Source organism: Cobetia sp. Dlab-2-AX (assembly GCF_024124625.1).
Lineage (GTDB): Bacteria > Pseudomonadota > Gammaproteobacteria > Pseudomonadales > Halomonadaceae > Cobetia.
The window spans coordinates 62,254-78,695 of record NZ_JAMXRV010000011.1 but is presented as its reverse complement, the minus strand read 5'-3'; the positions used below and the strand labels follow the sequence as shown (position 1 = coordinate 78,695).

Here is a 16,442-nt window from a genome sequence, read left to right as displayed (position 1 = left end):
GGCCGATTCGTCGGCCCGGCTGGAGTACCCAGATTATCCGTTTGGCAGCCTTAAAGGTGTTCTTATGCAGCGCTCAGTGACAGAGTTTCTCCGTCCTCGCGATATCAAGGTCGAGGAAGTCAGCGCCCATCACGCGCGAATCGTCCTCGAACCCTTCGAGCGTGGTTTCGGCCACACCCTGGGGAATGCTCTGCGTCGCATCCTGCTTTCTTCCATGCCCGGCTGTGCCGTCGTGGAAGCTGAGATCGAAGGCGTTCTGCACGAGTACAGCGCCATTGAAGGGGTGCAGGAGGATGTAATTGAAATCCTGCTGAACCTCAAGGACGTGGCCATCAAGATGCATGGTCGCGACGAAGCTGTGCTGGCGCTGAACAAGAAGGGCCCGGGTATCGTGACTGCCGGCGACATCGCTGGTGACCACGATCTCGAAATCGTGAATCCGGATCACGTCATCGCTCACCTCAACGATGGTGGCGAGCTGAAGATGCAGCTCAAGATCGCTCGTGGCCGCGGCTACGAAGCGGCAGATGCCCGCACTTCCGCAGATGACGAATCTCGTGCCATTGGCCGCCTCCAGCTGGATGCGACCTTCACCCCGGTTCGTCGGGTCTCCTATGCCGTCGAGGCTGCGCGTGTCGAACAGCGCACCAACCTCGACAAGCTGGTGATCGACCTGGAAACCGACGGCACACTGGATCCGGAAGAAGCGATCCGCCGCTCCGCAACTATCCTGCAGGAGCAGCTGGCCGCCTTCGTTGATCTGGAAGCAGACAAGGAACAGGAAGTCGAAGAAGAGGAAGATCAAATCGATCCGATCCTTCTCCGTCCCGTAGACGATCTTGAGCTGACTGTTCGCAGTGCGAACTGTCTCAAGGCCGAGAATATCTATTACATCGGTGATCTCATTCAGCGCACCGAAGTTGAGCTGCTGAAGACCCCGAATCTCGGCAAGAAGTCCTTGAATGAAATCAAGGACGTGCTGTCCGCGCGTGGTCTGTCCCTCGGCATGCGGTTGGAAAACTGGCCGCCCGCAAGCCTGAAGGACGACAAGGCTTCCGCGTAAGGAAGCCCGGTCGGCTCAAGCCCCAGACTGGTAAGGAATCACAACCATGCGTCATCGTAAGAGTGGTCGTCACCTGAACCGTACCAGCTCTCACCGTGAAGCCATGTTCAAGAACATGTGCATCTCTCTGGTAGAGCACGAGGTCATCAAGACTACCCTGCCGAAAGCCAAGGAACTGCGTCGTCATATCGAGCCGCTGATCACCCTGGCCAAGCAGGATTCCGTTGCGAACCGCCGCCTGGCGTTCTCTCGCACCGGTTCCAAGGAAGCGGTCGGCAAGCTCTTCAACGAGCTCGGCCCGCGCTACACCTCCCGTCCGGGTGGTTACCTGCGCATCCTGAAGTGTGGCTATCGTGCCGGTGACAATGCCCCGATGGCATTCGTCGAGCTGGTCGATCGTCCGGCTGCCTCCGAGGCAGCAGGCGAAGAGTAAGCTTCGGCTTGCTTCGTCCACAAGAAAAGGCCAACCCTCACGGGTTGGCCTTTTTTTATGCCTGTCGGCCGGCTGGATGATACTGGTATTTCGAGTTTCTCAGGGAGTTCACCTCGCCCTCCGAGTGTTTTCGATGCGTTGAGGGCGAGGTGAATCAGGGGGGCCGAGACATCGGGTGCCTTGCCAACTGATCAGCTGCTGGTCTCGGCTGTCTTCTTGCGGGTCGACGTAATGTCGCTGGCCTTCTTGCGTTCCAGCAGCGGGGCCAGGAAGCGCCCGGTGTGCGAGATCTCCTGCGTGGCCAGCTGCTCCGGGGTGCCCTCGGCGATGATCTGGCCGCCGCCTGAGCCGCCTTCCGGGCCGAGGTCGATCAGCCAGTCGGCTGTCTTGATCACGTCCAGATTGTGCTCGATCACCACCACGGTATTGCCGTGATCACGCAGTCGGTGCAGCACGACCAGTAGCTGACGGATATCCTCGAAGTGAAGGCCGGTGGTCGGCTCATCGAGAATGTAGAGTGTCTTGCCGGTGTCGCGCTTGGCCAGCTCACGCGCCAGCTTGACGCGCTGGGCTTCACCGCCGGACAAGGTAGTCGCGCTCTGGCCGAGACGGACATAGGACAAGCCGACATCCATCAGCGTCTGCAGGCGGCGAGCGATGGCCGGTACCGGCGAGAAGAACTCCAAGGCCTCCTCGATGGTCATCTCCAGCACTTCATGGATGTTCTTGCCCTTGTACTGCACTTCAAGCGTTTCACGGTTGTAGCGCTTGCCCTTGCAGACATCGCAGGGCACGTACATGTCGGGCAGGAAGTGCATCTCGACCTTGATCAGGCCGTCGCCCTGGCAGGCCTCGCAGCGACCGCCCTTGACGTTGAAGCTGAAGCGTCCCGGCTTGTAGCCGCGGGCACGCGCTTCCTGAGTGCCGGAGAACAGCTCGCGGATCGGCGTGAAGATGCCGGTATAGGTCGCCGGATTGGAGCGTGGCGTACGCCCGATGGGGCTCTGGTCGATATCCACCATCTTGTCGAACAGGTTCAGCCCTTCGATGGTGCCGTAGGGCGCGGGCGTCAGGGTGGTGGCGCGATTGAGCTCACGCGCCGCCAGTGGCATCAGGGTGGCATTGATCAGCGTCGACTTGCCTGAGCCCGAGACCCCGGTGATGCACGTCAGCAGGCCTGTCGGCAGCGTCAGCGTCACATCCTGCAGGTTGTTGCCGGTGGCGCCGGTCAAACGCAGTACCTTTTCAGGGTTGGCCGGAAGGCGGTAGGGCGGCACGGCGATCTCGCGCTCGCCGCTCAGGTATTGTCCGGTCAATGAGCCAGGCGTCGCCTCGATCTGCTCAGGCGTGCCTTGGGCGACGATCTCGCCACCATGCACGCCGGCGCCCGGGCCGATATCCAGCACATGGTCTGCGGCACGAATCGCATCTTCATCATGCTCGACCACGATCACGGTGTTGCCCAGGTCGCGCAGGTGGATCAGCGTCTTGAGCAGGCGATCATTGTCGCGCTGGTGCAGGCCGATGGACGGCTCGTCGAGGATGTACATCACCCCGACCAAGCCGGCACCGATCTGGCTGGCCAGACGGATGCGCTGCGCTTCACCGCCGGACAGGGTGTCGGCGCTGCGCTCCAGGGTCAGGTAGTCGAGGCCGACATTGACGAGAAATTCGAGGCGCGCCTGAATCTCGTGCACGATCTTGGCGGCGATCTCGCCCTTGCGTCCCGGCAGGCTCAACTTGCCGAACTCTTCCCACGCCTCACCGATCGGCTGGCGTACGACGTCGGCGAGCGTGCGATCATCGACATAGACGTGGCGTGCTTCCCGGCGCAGGCGCGAGCCATCACAGCTCGGGCATGGCTGGACCGCCAGATAGCGTGCGAGGTCCTCGCGCACCATGTTGGATTCGGTCTCGCGATAGCGGCGCTCCATGTTGGGCAGCACGCCCTCGAAGGGATGCTCGCGGGTCACCTTGCGGCCACGATCGTTCACGTAACTGAAGGCGATGTCCTCGCGTCCGCTGCCGTTGAGCACGGCATCGCGCGCTTCATCGCTGAGCGACTCCCAAGGCGCTTCCAGCGCGAAGCCGTAATGCTCGGCCACGGCCTGGAGCTGGCTGAAGTAGTAGACGCTGCGGCGGTCCCAGCCCTTGATGACGCCTTCGGCCAGCGATAGCTCCGGGTGGCTGATCAGCTTTTCAGGATCGAAGTATTGCTTCACGCCCAGGCCGTCGCAGGTCGGACAGGCGCCTGCCGGATTGTTGAAGGAGAACAGGCGCGGTTCCAGCTCGGCCAGCGCATAGCCGCACACCGGGCAGGCAAAGCGTGATGAGAAGACGAGGTCTTCCTGCTCGCCGTCCATGAAATGCAGGCGTGCGCTGCCGTCGGCCAGATTCAGCGCGGTCTCGAAGGATTCGGCCAGACGCTGCTTGAGGTCTTCACGCACCTTGAAGCGATCGACGACGACGTCGATATCGTGCTTCTTGTTCTTCTCCAGCGGCTTGAGATCATCCAGCTCGACGATCACGCCATCGATACGTGCGCGCACGAAGCCCTGGGCGCGCAGTTCTGACAACAGCTGGAGATGCTCACCCTTGCGGCCGCTGACCACCGGTGCCAGCAGCATCAGCTTGCTGCCTTCCGGCAGGGCGAGCGCCTGATCGACCATCTGCGAGATGGTCTGGGCTTCCAGGTCGATGTCGTGATCCGGGCAGCGCGGCGTACCGGCGCGAGCATACAGCAGGCGCAGGTAATCGTAGATCTCGGTGATGGTGCCGACGGTGGAGCGCGGGTTGTGCGAGGTCGATTTCTGTTCGATGGAAATCGCCGGTGACAGACCTTCGATATGGTCGATGTCCGGCTTTTCCATCATCGACAGGAACTGACGAGCATAGGTGGACAGTGATTCGACGTAGCGCCGCTGTCCCTCGGCGTAGAGAGTGTCAAAGGCAAGTGATGACTTGCCGGAACCGGAAAGTCCGGTCACCACGATCAGCTTGTCACGCGGCAGTTCGACATCGATGTTCTTGAGGTTGTGGGTGCGCGCACCCCTCACCTGAATCCTGTCCATTGCCACCTCGGGCTGCGTCGATAAAAGCAACGATTATAAGGCGCGGGTGAAACACCCGGCAAAGGCTGCATGCTTTCAAAGCCGCCAAGCGGGCCTTAGAATATGCAGTCCATTGGTGGGCGACCACCGTTGGACGTCACATCTCGGCGACCCACGTGGTCGGCCTCCCTCTTCTTGACTGTCACGCTCCGGAGCCCGCCGCCGCCCATGAAAACCTCTCGACTGCTCGCGCCGGAACGCCGCGCCATCGTCGGCCTTGCCAGCCTCTATGCATCTCGCATGCTGGGGCTGTTCATGGTGTTGCCGGTACTGGCGCTCTATACCCGTGACCTCGCCGGTGCGACGCCGACCCTGGTCGGCGTGGCGCTGGGTGGCTACGGGCTGACCCAGGCATTGCTGCAGATTCCGTTCGGCTGGCTGTCAGACCGACTGGGGCGCAAGGCCGTGATCGGCTTCGGGCTCGGGTTGTTCATTCTGGGCTCGCTGGTCGCGGCGACGGCCGACAGCATCGAGATGATCATCCTCGGACGCTGTCTGCAGGGCAGCGGCGCCGTGGCGGGGGCAATCATGGCCCTGTTGGCCGATCAGACCCGGGAGGAGGTTCGCACCATGGCGATGGCCTCCATCGGCATGTCGATCGGGGTCGCCTTTGCACTGGCGATGGTCGCAGGGCCCTTGGCCGCAGATGCCTTCGGCTTGTCAGGGGTCTTCTGGTTGACCGCCGTGATGGCCGTCGCGAGCCTGTTCGTGCTCTGGAAGCTGGTGCCAGCTGCGCCTAGGCGTCAACATCAGGATGTGGGGCTTGATAGGCGCCAGCTCAAGGGTATCCTCGCGAATTCCGCATTGTTGCGCATGGATGTTTCGATCTTTGCGCTGCACATGATCCTGACCGCCAGCTTCGTGGCCATTCCCCAGCAGCTGGTCAATTTCGGTATCGCCCCGGCGCATCACGGCTGGATCTACCTGCCATTGATGGGGCTGGCCTTTGTCGCCATGCTGCCGCTGGTCATCGTGGCCGAGAAGTATCGGCGCATGAAGCCCGTCTTCCTGGGGGCCGTCGCGACCATCGCGACAAGCTTGCTGCTGCTGGGTATCGATGGCATCGAGCATGCAGGGCTGGCGATGTTCCTCGGCCTGCTGTGGCTGTTCTTCGTCGCCTTCAATCTGCTTGAGGCGACCTTGCCGTCGATGATCTCAAAGCTGGCCCCGGCCGGTGCCAAGGGCACGGCGATGGGGGTCTATTCCACCAGTCAGTTCCTGGGCGCCTTCGTGGGCGGTGTCGGGGGCGGCTGGCTGACCGGGCATTTCGGTCTGAGCGGCGTGTTTTTCGCCATGGGGCTGGTCGCCATTCTGTGGCTGACCGTGGTGTGGGGCATGCAACCGCCGCGACATCTGGGCAGTGAAGTGATCGGCCTGTCTCCCGAGGCCTCGCAATTGTCAGCCGTCGAGCTGCAGACACGCCTGCTGGCGATTCCCGGCGTGGAAGAGGCGCTCGTGGTGCGTGAGGAACGGGTCGCTTATCTCAAGGTCACACGCGATACACTGGATGACAAGGCGCTGGCCCGCTTCACTCGCCAGCGTGATGACGAGACTCCGGCAGGCGCGGAGGTGCCTGCCAGCTGAACCCTGACATCGGCAATACATTGCCGGTGCACTTGATACCTTTTCCGGTGCCCATGGCGCACCGGTCCATTTGCAGGAGTAATCTTCATGGCTCGTGGCGTAAACAAGGTCATTCTGATCGGCAATCTCGGTCAAGACCCGGAAGTTCGCTTCACCCCCTCCGGCAGTGCGGTGTGCAACCTGAATCTCGCAACGACGGATACCTGGAATGATCGTCAGAGTGGTCAGCGTCAGGAGCGTACCGAATGGCACCGTGTGGTGATGTTCAACAAGCTGGCTGAAGTGGCCCAGCAATACGTCAAGAAAGGCTCACGTCTGTATATCGAAGGCCGCCTGCAGACCCGCAAGTGGCAGGATCAGAACGGCAACGATCGTTACAGCACCGAAATCGTGGCCAACGACATGCAGATGCTGGATACGCGTGGCGAAGGTGGCGGCGGTAACTTCGCGGGTGGTCGTCCGCAGCAGGCGCCTCAGCAGGGCGGCCAGCAACCGGCCGCAGCACCCCAGCAGGGTGGCCAGTTCGGTGGTCAGCAGCAGGGCGGTCAGTTCGGTGGTCAGCAGCAGGGCGGTCAGTTCGGTGGTCAGCAGCAGGGCGGTCAGTTCGGTGGTCAGCAGCCGGCCCCTCAGCAGGGCAACAACTTCGGTGGCCAGCAGCCCGCCCAGCAGAACAATTCTCAGAACAACAACTTCGGTGCGCCGCCCGCGGGCAGCTTCGATGATTTCGATGATGAAATTCCGTTTTGAGTAAAGTTTTTCGGCTGTGCGCCGATAGAACGCGCAAGCGATGACGATGAAAAGGCCCTCGTTCAGCGAGGGCTTTTTTTTGAATTAACCATGAGATTTTCTTGATTCTGTTTATATAAGTATCTGTTTTTATTAGTTATCGCTGATATTGAAAAATGATTTCGAGCGCGACATCCAGCGGCTTGTGCTGCGCGTAAGGGTGGCTGAGCCTCTCTCCGACGTGCGTCATTCATACGATTCAAACGAGCGTTGTGCAAACAACGCTCCATGGCCGTATTCTCTTGGTATCCCCTTGGGCTGCTGATGTTGTCGGATGGCGCTCCATGGTCTGAGAATCCTGTCGTGGTGCTCCCGGAGGAGTGCTGGCGATATGACACCGTTGTCGAACTTCCGCCCCTGTCTTGCCGACTGTGGTATGCCCCTGATGATCGAGGTTATTCATGCATGGCAGTTATTCCTACCCACTGGTCGTCCTGTCAATCGTGGTCGCCGTGCTGTCTTCACATGCAGCGCTGCAGCTGATTCGTCAGGTCGCGCTGACCCCTTCGCGCGCCACCAGCCTCGGCTGGCTGGTGGGCGGAGCCGTGGCGATGGGGCTGGGTGTCTGGGCCATGCACTTCATCGGCATGCTGGCGTATGAATGCCAGGTTCCGGTCACCTATGCGCCCGGCCTGACGGCATTGTCGGTGCTGATCGCGATGCTGGCCTCGGGGTTGGCACTCTGGGTGAATACGCTGCCACGCCTGACGCCGATGCTGTTGATGACGAGCGGGACCATCATGGGCGGCGGCATCGCCACGATGCACTACACCGGCATGGCGGCGATGCAGATGAGCATGCCTTACCGCTATGACCCGCTGCTGTTCGCGGTGTCCATCGTGGTAGCGGTGGTGGCCGCGACGGCGGCCCTGTGGCTGGGAGGCTTCTTCCTGCGTCAGCGCCGCCCCAATCGTCTCTATCAGGCCTTGGCTGCCGGGGCGATGGGGCTCGCCATTGCCGGCATGCACTACATCGGCATGGCGGCGATGGAGATGATACCGCTGACCACGCCCATCATCGCACCTGCCGGTGTGGGCATGAGCTCCGGGCAGAATCTGTGGCTGGCCCTGGCCATCGCGGTCGCGACCCTGGCCGTGCTGGGGCTGGCGCTACTGGCCATCAGTGCCGAGCAGCGCATGCGTCGCAGTCGCCATTACCGCTCGCGTCTGGATGGCCTGCTGGAGTATCGGACCCGAGAGCTGCGTCATGAGCGTGATCAGGTCGCGGTCATGCTGGATTCCATCGATGAGGGAGTGATCAGCCTCGATCGCGAGGGGCATATCCAGCATATCAATCCCATCGCTGCTGAGCTGTGTGGCTGGGCCCCGTCGTTGGCCCGCGGGCGCCCCTGGGCGCGCATCTTGCAGCTACGCCATGAAGGTACGTTGCAGTCGGTTTCCAGCCAGCTGGAAGGGGTCTTGCAGCGCGGCGAAGTGGTGCACATGTCCAGCCAGACGCTGCTGGTGGCACGCGATGGCAGTGAATGTGCCGTGGAGCTCAAGGCTTCGCCCGTGCGCCGTCGCAGCGGGGATGTCGAGGGTGCCGTACTGGTCTTCCGCGATATCAGCTATCGCCAGGCCATGATTCGGCGCCTCAACTTCCAGGCGCATCACGACAGTCTGACCGGTCTGCACAATCGCACCGCCTTCGATGACTCTCTCACCGCGGCGCTGGCTGATGGCGGCTTTCACCAGCTGCTGTATCTGGATCTCGATTTCTTCAAGGTGGTCAACGACACCTGCGGGCACGCGGCCGGGGACACCGTGTTGCGTGAGCTCTCCGCGCTGATGCGAGCGCATGTGCGGGAAACGGATGTGCTGGCACGCCTGGGGGGGGATGAGTTTGCCGTGCTGCTCTATCGCTGTTCTCGCGAGCAGGCCATCGAGCGTGCCGAAGCGCTGTGCGCGGCCGTCAGTGCCTATCGCTACTACGATGAGGGGCGCCCATTCCAGTTGGGCGTCAGTATCGGAGTCGCGCCGGTCGAGAGCGGTGTCCAGGCCTCCGAGGTTCTGCGTCAGGCGGATGGGGCCTGCTACATGGCCAAGCAGAGCGGGCGCAACCAGGTGCATGCCTACCATGACGGAGATGCGGGATTCGAGCGCGCCCAGCGCGAGGTGCAATGGCTGCCGCTACTGCACGAGGCGCTGGAGAAAGATCGCTTCACGCTTTACATCCAGCCGATCCGCTCGCTGAGTGATGTCACCAGCAAGCCCTACTACGAGGTACTGCTGCGCTACGTCAACGACTCGGGCGAGCACCTGGCCCCGGCGCACTTCATGGCGACGGCGGAACGATTCGGTCTGATGCCAGAGATTGATATCTGGGTCGTCACCCAGGCGCTGCAGGTGCTTGAGTCTGATGACGGTCGCATCGAATCGGATGCCGTGCTGGCGATCAACCTCTCCGGCCAGAGCATGGGGGATCTGCGCATGCGCGATCAGCTGGCGGCGCTGGTCACGCAAAGCTCCGTCATGCCCCAGCGGCTGTGCTTCGAGATCACCGAGACGGCGGCCATCAGTAATCTGGCCCAGGCGCGCGAGTTCATCTACAGCATGCGTCGGCTCGGCTGCAGCTTCGCTCTGGATGATTTCGGCAGTGGCATGTCGTCCTTTGCCTACCTCAAGGAGCTGCCGGTCAATCAACTCAAGATCGACGGCGCCTTCGTGCGCAACCTGACACGCGATAGTCTTGATGCCGCCATCGTCTCCGCCATCTGCAGCATCTGTGCCCAGATGGGCATCATCACGGTGGCGGAATATGTCGAGCGCCTCGAGTTGATCCCCGCGTTGGAACAGATCGGTGTCGACTTCGTGCAAGGCTACGGCATCGGCAGACCTCACCCGATCGGCGTACCGCTGATCCCCACCCCTTCGAGCAACGACGGGCCTGCAGCCAGTCTGCAAGGTTGATAGAATGTCGTCTTTGCATCGTCGCCTCTTGCGGCGATGCGCCTGTCTGCTGGAGCCTGCCTGTGAAACTCTTGCTGCTTGATGCCGGTCATTGTCTTGGCCTGGGGCTGATCCGTGCGGCCAATACGCGCGCCGATCTTGAGCTCAACGCCGTTGAATCCGACCGTATTGGTGCCGATGACATTCGCGCCAGCCAGGCGGATGTCGTCATCGTGCCGCCATTCGCACGTCCGGCCGATTCCGCGCCTGCCGAGGTGATGGCGCATGCCGAGGCAGTGGAGCAGGTGCTGGCCGCCTGCATCGAGACCGGCACACCACTGGTGTGGTGCGTGGCAGATCAGATGTTCGAGCAGGGCGGTGAAGGCTTGCTCGACGAGGATGAGGTGCCCTCGCCGGTCGATACGGCGCTGCGGCGCGTCATCGCGACAGGTGATCGCATCCGTGCCGAGCTGCCCAATCACCTGATCGTACGTCTGGGCCCGCTGTTCGGTCCCGAAGGACGTGATGCCTGGCTGCCGACGCTGATCGAGCGCCTGCTGGCGGGAGAAGAGGTACGTGCCGCCGAGGATGTCATCCTCTGTCCGACCAGTGTCGATGCCGTGGCAATGGCGTTGATCGGCATGCTCCAACAACAGCGCTGCGGTGCGGGTGCCTGGGGGGCCTACCATCTGGCCGGCACTGAACCCACCAGTACCTACGCCTTCGTCAGTGTCGTGCGCACCCAGCTGATCACCCGCCTCGAGGGGTTGGGCGAGACGGTGGCCGCAGGCCCGCTCAAGGTGCTGACCCTCAATGCCGGTACGCCGCTGCGGCGTGTGCTCAACTGCCGTCGCGTGCTGGACACTTTCGGTGTGCATCAGAAACCGTGGCGTCTCGAACTATCCCGCTTGATGGATGACTGGATCGCGCAGCGCGCCTCCGGCTCATCTCGCCCTGACTCGACCTGACCTGTGGAGACTGTGCCTGTGAATGCGCTGCGTAGCGTGCTGTTTTATGTAGGTTATTTCATGGCGTTGCTGCTCAGCGCCGTGGTGCTGGTGCCGCTGGCGGCCTGCCTTCCGCTACAGGCGCGCTACCGTGTCCTGCATATCTACAACCATATCGTGCTGTGGTGGTTCCGCCTGACCTGCGGCGTGAAGGTGCAGGTGAGCGGACGTGACACCTTGCCGAAGGAGGCCTGCGTGTTGCTGGCCAACCACCAGAGCGAGTGGGAAACCATCTATCTGCAGGTGGCCAAGCGCCCGCTATGCACCGTGCTCAAGCAGGAGCTGCTGAAGATTCCGGTCTTCGGCTGGGGGCTGAAGCTGCTGGAGCCGATTCCGCTGGATCGCACCCAGCCGGCCAAGGCGCTCAAGCAGGTGCTGTCAGTCGGTACCCAGCGCCTCAAGGACGGCTTTACCGTGCTGATCTTCCCGGAAGGCACGCGCATCGCGCCGGGGGCCCGCAAGAAGTTCAACAAGTCCGGCGCCGCGATTGCCTGCCGTGCCGGGGTGCCGGTGGTGCCGGTGGCGCATAATGCCGGTGAGATCTGGCCCAACGACAGCTGGATCAAGCGCCCGGGCACCATCCATGTCGCCTATGGCCCGGCCATCGAGACGACAGGGCGCAAGCCGGATGCGGTGATCGCCGATGTCGAGGCCTGGGTCGAGGCCAGGCTGCAGGAAATCTCCAGCGTCCAGCGTCCGCCGCTGGAAGAGGAAGCGGCGGCCGATAGTGTTGGTGCCTGACTGTCTGACGCTTCCCCTGTCGCTCATCTGATGCATCCGGTGCTGCCAGCAAGCACCGGAAAGCCAGCAAAAAGGCCGCCCCGAAGGGCGGCCTTTTCGTGTCTCACACCAGCGCGTATCGGCAGACTGCATGTCTGCTGAACGCGTGCTGAGTCAGTCCTGGAAACGTTCCAGAATCAGGCAGGCGTTGGTGCCACCGAAGCCGAAGCTGTTGGACAGCACACGGTCGATCTTGACGCCATCACGACGGGTCGTGACGATGTCGAGGCCTTCGGCGCGGTCATCCAGCTCGCTGACATTGGCGGACGCGGCAATGAAGTCGTTCTCCATCATCAGCATGGAGTAGATGGCTTCCTGCACGCCTGTGGCGCCCAGAGAGTGGCCCGTCAGTGACTTGGTCGAGCTCATGGCCGGGCTGTCGGCGCCGAAGACTTCCTGGATGGCCTTGAGCTCGGCCACATCCCCAACCGGCGTCGAGGTGCCGTGGGTGTTGATGTAGTCGATATGGCCCTTCACGGTCGCCATTGCCTGGCGCATGCAGCGTGCTGCACCTTCGCCGGACGGTGCCACCATGTCGTGGCCATCGGAGGTCGCGCCATAGCCGGTCACTTCGGCGTAGATCTTCGCGCCGCGTGCCTTGGCGTGTTCCAGTTCCTCGAGCACCAGCATGCCGCCGCCACCTGCGATGACGAAGCCATCACGGGTCTTGTCGTAGGGACGCGACGCGGTTTCCGGCGTGTCGTTGTAGCTGGTGGACAGGGCGCCCATGGCGTCGAACAGGCAGGACAGGGTCCAGTGCTCTTCTTCACCGCCACCGGCAAACACGACGTCCTGCTTGTTCAGCTGGATCTGTTCCACGGCGCTGCCGATGCAGTGGGCAGACGTGGCACAGGCCGAGGAGATCGAGTAGTTGATGCCCTTGATCTTGAACGGCGTGGCCAGGCAGGCAGAGACGGTCGAGCCCATGGTACGAGTGACGCGGTAGGGACCGACACGACGCAGGCCCTTGGCGCGCATCACGTCAGCGGCCTCGACCTGGTTCGCGGAGGAAGCGCCACCGGAACCGGCGATCAGGCCGGTACGCTCGTGGGAAACCTGCTCTTCGGTGAGACCGGAATCGGCAATCGCCTGCGCCATGGAGATGTAGGCATAGGCCGCAGCATCCCCCATGAAGCGCAGTTGCTTGCGATCGATGTGGTCTTCGAGATTGATGTCGACAACGCCGGCCACGTGGCTACGGAAGCCCAGCTCGGCGTATTCCTCTTTGCGGCGGATACCAGAACGTCCTTCGCGGAGCGATTCCAGGACCTGCTGGCGATCATTGCCCAGGCAGGAAACAATGCCCAGCCCGGTGACTACCACTCTACGCATGGGAGCCTCCCGTTCAGAAGTTCGCAGTGGAGGTGAACAGACCGACGCGCAGGTCGTTGGCCTGATAGATGTCGCGACCGTCAACTGTCACTGTACCATCGGCGATGCCGAGGATCAGCTTGCGAGTGATGACTCGCTTGATGTTGATGGTGTAGGTCACTTTCTTGGCGGTCGGCAGCACCTGGCCAGAGAACTTGACCTCGCCGCAGCCCAGCGCGCGGCCACGGCCCGGATTGCCGAGCCAGCCGAGGTGGAAGCCCACCAGCTGCCACATGGCATCGAGGCCCAGGCAGCCCGGCATCACCGGATCACCCGGGAAGTGGCAGTCGAAGAACCACAGGTCCGGAGAGATATCCAGCTCAGCAATCAGCTGACCCTTGCCGTGGCTACCGCCTTCCTCACTGATGTGAGTGATGCGATCCAGCATCAGCATGTTGGGAGCAGGCAGCTGCGCATTGCCCGGGCCGAAGAGTTCGCCCTGGCCACAGGCCAGCAGCTCGTCGCGAGTAAAGGAGTGTTGCTTGGTCACTGAGTCATTCCGAGTAGCGGGATGGTAATGCCGTACGAGGCACCTGAGCGCCTGAATGGAGCTAGTCTAATGGCTGGCACCCCTGAATGCACGTGGGGGCCAGACTAAAGGGCAGCAAGGGCGGGTGCAAATAAGTCCTACAGCTGGGGGGAAAGTGGTCGATAGGAGCTAGTGTGTGATTCGCGCGGGGTCCTCTTTGCCGGCATCGGTCGCAATCCGCTGGAGCCGTGCCGAGAATGGCCCGCTGCCTGCAAATGCAGGATCCTCCCCGATGACCCCTTTCACCGAGAGCTGCTTATGTGGCCGCAAGCCCACTTCAATCGGCCCCTGATCATCGGGGCGCTCGTTGCCTTGACAGCGCTGCCCTGGTTGCCGGGGCTCGAGCTGCGTCTTGCCGCGTTGCTGCCTGCCGTTCTGGCGGGTCTGGACATCGTGCGCCAGCGTCGTCGCCAGCTGCTGCATCGTCAGCTGCTGGAGGCCGCCGTGCACCTGAGCAGTGATGGACTGGTGATCAGTGATCGCCACAATCGGCAGCTGCCGCGCCCCGGAGGATGGCGCTGACGCCGATGTGCTGATGCTGCGCCTGGGCAACTGGGTCAATGTTTCTGCCTTGCAGCTGATCCAGGGTGGCTTTGAAGCCTCGCTGGCGGGCCTGTTGCTGGAGTATGACGTGCCCGCCAGCTCCATCGGGCTGGAGCTGACGACGTCGGTACTGCTGGATGAGCGTGCCGGCGACATCTCACGGCGTCTGGCCGCCCTGCGCGCCTGCGGCCACCAGATCGCGGTGGACGACTTCGGTACCGGCTATTCGTCACTCGCCTATCTGAAGGATTTTCCGGTGGACAAGCTCAAGCTGGACCGTGCCTTCATCCGCAGCCTGCCCGGCGAGAGAGCGGATGCCGCCATCACCATGGCGGTCCTGGCGATGGCCAAGGGCCTGGGCATGGAGATGATCGCGGAAGGCGTCGAGACCGCTGAGCAGCGTGAATATCTGGTATCGAATGGCTGCGGCTGGATACAGGGGGTCTACTTCTCGCGGCCGGCGCCCGCGGGGGAGGTCATCGAGCGGCTCAATGGCTACGAGGCCGGCAATCTGGCCATCAAGGCCGCCTGACGCCCTCAGGCACGCTCGGCATGCCCATGAAGGCCTGCGATGCCCAGGCACAGGCCGCCCCAGATCAGCGCCTGGGCCGGTAGCAGCCAGTCGGCGAGGGTCACATTGGCGAGCTGCGCCCCACCGTAATAGGACAGCGGCGCACTGATGGCGCCGCCAGCCGCCGCCAGCCAGGGCCGCTGCCACAACCAGCGCAGCGCATGATGGATCGTGCAGGCGAACAGCGGCCACAGACACCACATCCAGACAGGCAGGGGCAGCCAGTGCGCCCAGCCAGGCGTGTCCGAGGTGATGGTGTATCCGCCGGCCAGTGACAGGCTGCCATCCACTACCATCCCCAGCGCCACGAAGGCGGCAAGCCAGCGCAGCTCGCGCAGGCGCTCACTCGTGGGCACGATCAGCCATAGATGCACGGCCAGTATCAGCGGCGTAGCCAGCAGGGCGACCGTCGCGCCACCCAGCACACAGCAGAACCAACCGAGCTGAAAGAGACCGGCATTGAGCAGTGCTCCAGGGCGCTCGGACAGCATGTTCAGGCGTCCCAATCCTGGAGCCCCGCCTGTACCGGGCGCGCCCCCGGCCCCCCCAGCAACAGCTGGCAGGTGCCGATGGTGCGCTCGCGGAAGCCCCCCTCGCAGTACGCCAGGTAGTAACGCCACATGCGCACGAAGCGCTCGTCGTAGCCCTGCACATAGACCTCCCCGAGACGCGCCTCGAAGCGCTGCCCCCAGGCCTTGAGCGTGGCGGCGTAGTGCAGGCCGATATCCTCGAGCTGCAGCAGGTTCAGCTGGGTGTCCTGCTGCATGGCGGTGAGGATCGCCGTATGGGACGGCAGGAAGCCACCGGGGAAGATGTAACGCTTGATGAAGTCCATCTCGCGGCTGGCGGCCACGAAGCGCTGATCGCGAATCGTGATGGCCTGCAGCGCGATCAGGCCTTCCGGCTCGAGCAGGCGCTCGAGGGTCTTCAGGTAGGTCGACAGATACTGATGGCCGACCGCCTCGATCATCTCCACCGAGACGATACGATCGAAGCGACCTTCCAGTGCCCGGTAGTCTTCCTTGAGCAGCGTGATGCGATCCTCCAGCCCTTCCGCGGCGATACGCGCCTTGGTATAGGCGTGTTGCTCATCGGAGATGGTCGTGGTGGTCACGCGGCAGCCGCGTGTTCTTGCGGCATGGATCGCCAGCCCGCCCCAGCCGGTGCCGATCTCCAGCAGGTGATGCTGTGGCCCCAGTTCCAGCAGGTTGAACAGCTTCTCCAGCTTGTGGGTAGAGGCCGCTTCCAGACTGGCCTCGGGATAGGGGAACACCGCCGCGGAATACATGCGGTGCTCGCGGTCGAGGAACAGTTCGAAGAGGTCATTGCCGAGATCGTAATGCGCCGAGATGTTGCGCTTCGACCCCGCCAGCGTATTGCGCGCCAGCGCGTAGGCGACGCTCAGCGCCCACTTGGACAGGCGCGACGTTCCGCTGTCCACCGAGTCATTGACCTGCTCGAGGTTGTAGGCGAACAGGCGCACCAGCCCGACCAGATCATCCGTCTCCCACTGGCCATCCATGTAGGCCTCCGCCGCCGCGACGGTGCCACCCAGCGCCATGCGCCGCCATGCGCGTGAGTCATGGATACGCAGCGTGACGTTGCGCGCGCCGCCCTTGCCCAGCACGTGGCGCTCTCGGCCTTCCAGCACCGTCAGGCTGCCACCTTCAAGTTTGTCGAGCATGCGCAGCAGGCGTGGCCGCAGCAGCCGCGTCAGGCGGTCCGCCGGTGCCTGAGTCGTGGCCAGAGTGGGGGGAGCGGGTTCGAATTGGCTCAT

14 protein-coding genes are annotated in these 16,442 nt (G+C 62.8%); 9 read left to right on the top strand and 5 right to left on the bottom strand.

The features are described 5' to 3' along the window. The first annotated feature begins 64 nt into the window (after positions 1-64). Both rpoA and rplQ read left to right on the top strand, forming a co-directional pair. Complete coding sequence (rpoA, locus tag NH396_RS15325; RefSeq protein ID WP_176678176.1) at positions 65-1,063, top strand: DNA-directed RNA polymerase subunit alpha; 999 nt, start codon at positions 65-67, stop codon at positions 1,061-1,063. Between the two features lie 46 nt (positions 1,064-1,109). Next, positions 1,110-1,496, top strand: coding sequence for a 50S ribosomal protein L17 (gene rplQ, locus NH396_RS15320; RefSeq protein WP_176678175.1), 387 nt, complete (start codon positions 1,110-1,112; stop codon positions 1,494-1,496). Positions 1,497-1,687: 191 nt separating this feature from the next. Here the strand turns inward: rplQ and uvrA are convergent, their stop codons facing one another. After that, positions 1,688-4,567, bottom strand: a complete 2,880-nt coding sequence (gene uvrA, locus NH396_RS15315; protein WP_176678174.1) for an excinuclease ABC subunit UvrA — start codon at positions 4,565-4,567, stop codon at positions 1,688-1,690. A 207-nt stretch (positions 4,568-4,774) separates the two neighbouring features. On the opposite strand from uvrA, the gene NH396_RS15310 reads away from it, so the two are divergent. From NH396_RS15310 to NH396_RS15290, 5 genes are all read left to right on the top strand, one after another. Next, a complete protein-coding gene (locus tag NH396_RS15310) occupies positions 4,775-6,190 on the top strand; it encodes an MFS transporter (protein ID WP_176678173.1) in 1,416 nt (471 codons plus the stop codon). 87 nt (positions 6,191-6,277) lie between these two features. After that, positions 6,278-6,937, top strand: coding sequence for a single-stranded DNA-binding protein (gene ssb / locus NH396_RS15305; protein ID WP_176678172.1), 660 nt, complete (start codon positions 6,278-6,280; stop codon positions 6,935-6,937). A gap of 440 nt (positions 6,938-7,377) precedes the next feature. Then, a complete protein-coding gene (locus tag NH396_RS15300; protein WP_253064743.1) occupies positions 7,378-9,885 on the top strand; it encodes a bifunctional diguanylate cyclase/phosphodiesterase in 2,508 nt (835 codons plus the stop codon). Between the two features lie 62 nt (positions 9,886-9,947). Next, positions 9,948-10,832 (top strand): sugar nucleotide-binding protein, encoded by an 885-nt coding sequence (locus tag NH396_RS15295; protein ID WP_176678170.1) that lies wholly within the window; start codon positions 9,948-9,950, stop codon positions 10,830-10,832. Positions 10,833-10,892: 60 nt separating this feature from the next. After that, positions 10,893-11,612, top strand: a complete 720-nt coding sequence (locus NH396_RS15290) for a lysophospholipid acyltransferase family protein (RefSeq protein ID WP_176678169.1) — start codon at positions 10,893-10,895, stop codon at positions 11,610-11,612. 153 nt (positions 11,613-11,765) lie between these two features. Here the strand turns inward: NH396_RS15290 and fabB are convergent, their stop codons facing one another. Together fabB and fabA are read right to left on the bottom strand one after the other, a co-directional pair. After that, on the bottom strand, positions 11,766-12,983 hold the full coding sequence (gene fabB / locus NH396_RS15285) for a beta-ketoacyl-ACP synthase I (RefSeq protein ID WP_176678168.1): 1,218 nt from the start codon (positions 12,981-12,983) through the stop codon (positions 11,766-11,768). Positions 12,984-12,996: 13 nt separating this feature from the next. After that, on the bottom strand, positions 12,997-13,512 hold the full coding sequence (fabA, locus tag NH396_RS15280; RefSeq protein WP_043334808.1) for a 3-hydroxyacyl-[acyl-carrier-protein] dehydratase FabA: 516 nt from the start codon (positions 13,510-13,512) through the stop codon (positions 12,997-12,999). Positions 13,513-13,809: 297 nt separating this feature from the next. Here fabA and NH396_RS15275 point away from each other — a divergent pair, with 297 nt between their 5' ends. Both NH396_RS15275 and NH396_RS15270 read left to right on the top strand, forming a co-directional pair. After that, a complete protein-coding gene (locus NH396_RS15275; RefSeq protein ID WP_176678167.1) occupies positions 13,810-14,073 on the top strand; it encodes a hypothetical protein in 264 nt (87 codons plus the stop codon). Further along, positions 14,027-14,626: an EAL domain-containing protein gene (locus tag NH396_RS15270; protein ID WP_366071742.1), complete on the top strand. Its 600-nt coding sequence runs from the start codon at positions 14,027-14,029 to the stop codon at positions 14,624-14,626. The genes NH396_RS15275 and NH396_RS15270 overlap by 47 nt, the downstream gene beginning before the upstream one ends. A gap of 5 nt (positions 14,627-14,631) precedes the next feature. Here NH396_RS15270 and NH396_RS15265 read toward each other — a convergent pair whose 3' ends face one another. Together NH396_RS15265 and NH396_RS15260 are read right to left on the bottom strand one after the other, a co-directional pair. Beyond that, a complete protein-coding gene (locus tag NH396_RS15265; RefSeq protein ID WP_176678166.1) occupies positions 14,632-15,156 on the bottom strand; it encodes a DUF2878 domain-containing protein in 525 nt (174 codons plus the stop codon). 2 nt (positions 15,157-15,158) lie between these two features. Then, positions 15,159-16,442, bottom strand: coding sequence for a cyclopropane-fatty-acyl-phospholipid synthase family protein (locus tag NH396_RS15260; protein WP_176678165.1), 1,284 nt, complete (start codon positions 16,440-16,442; stop codon positions 15,159-15,161).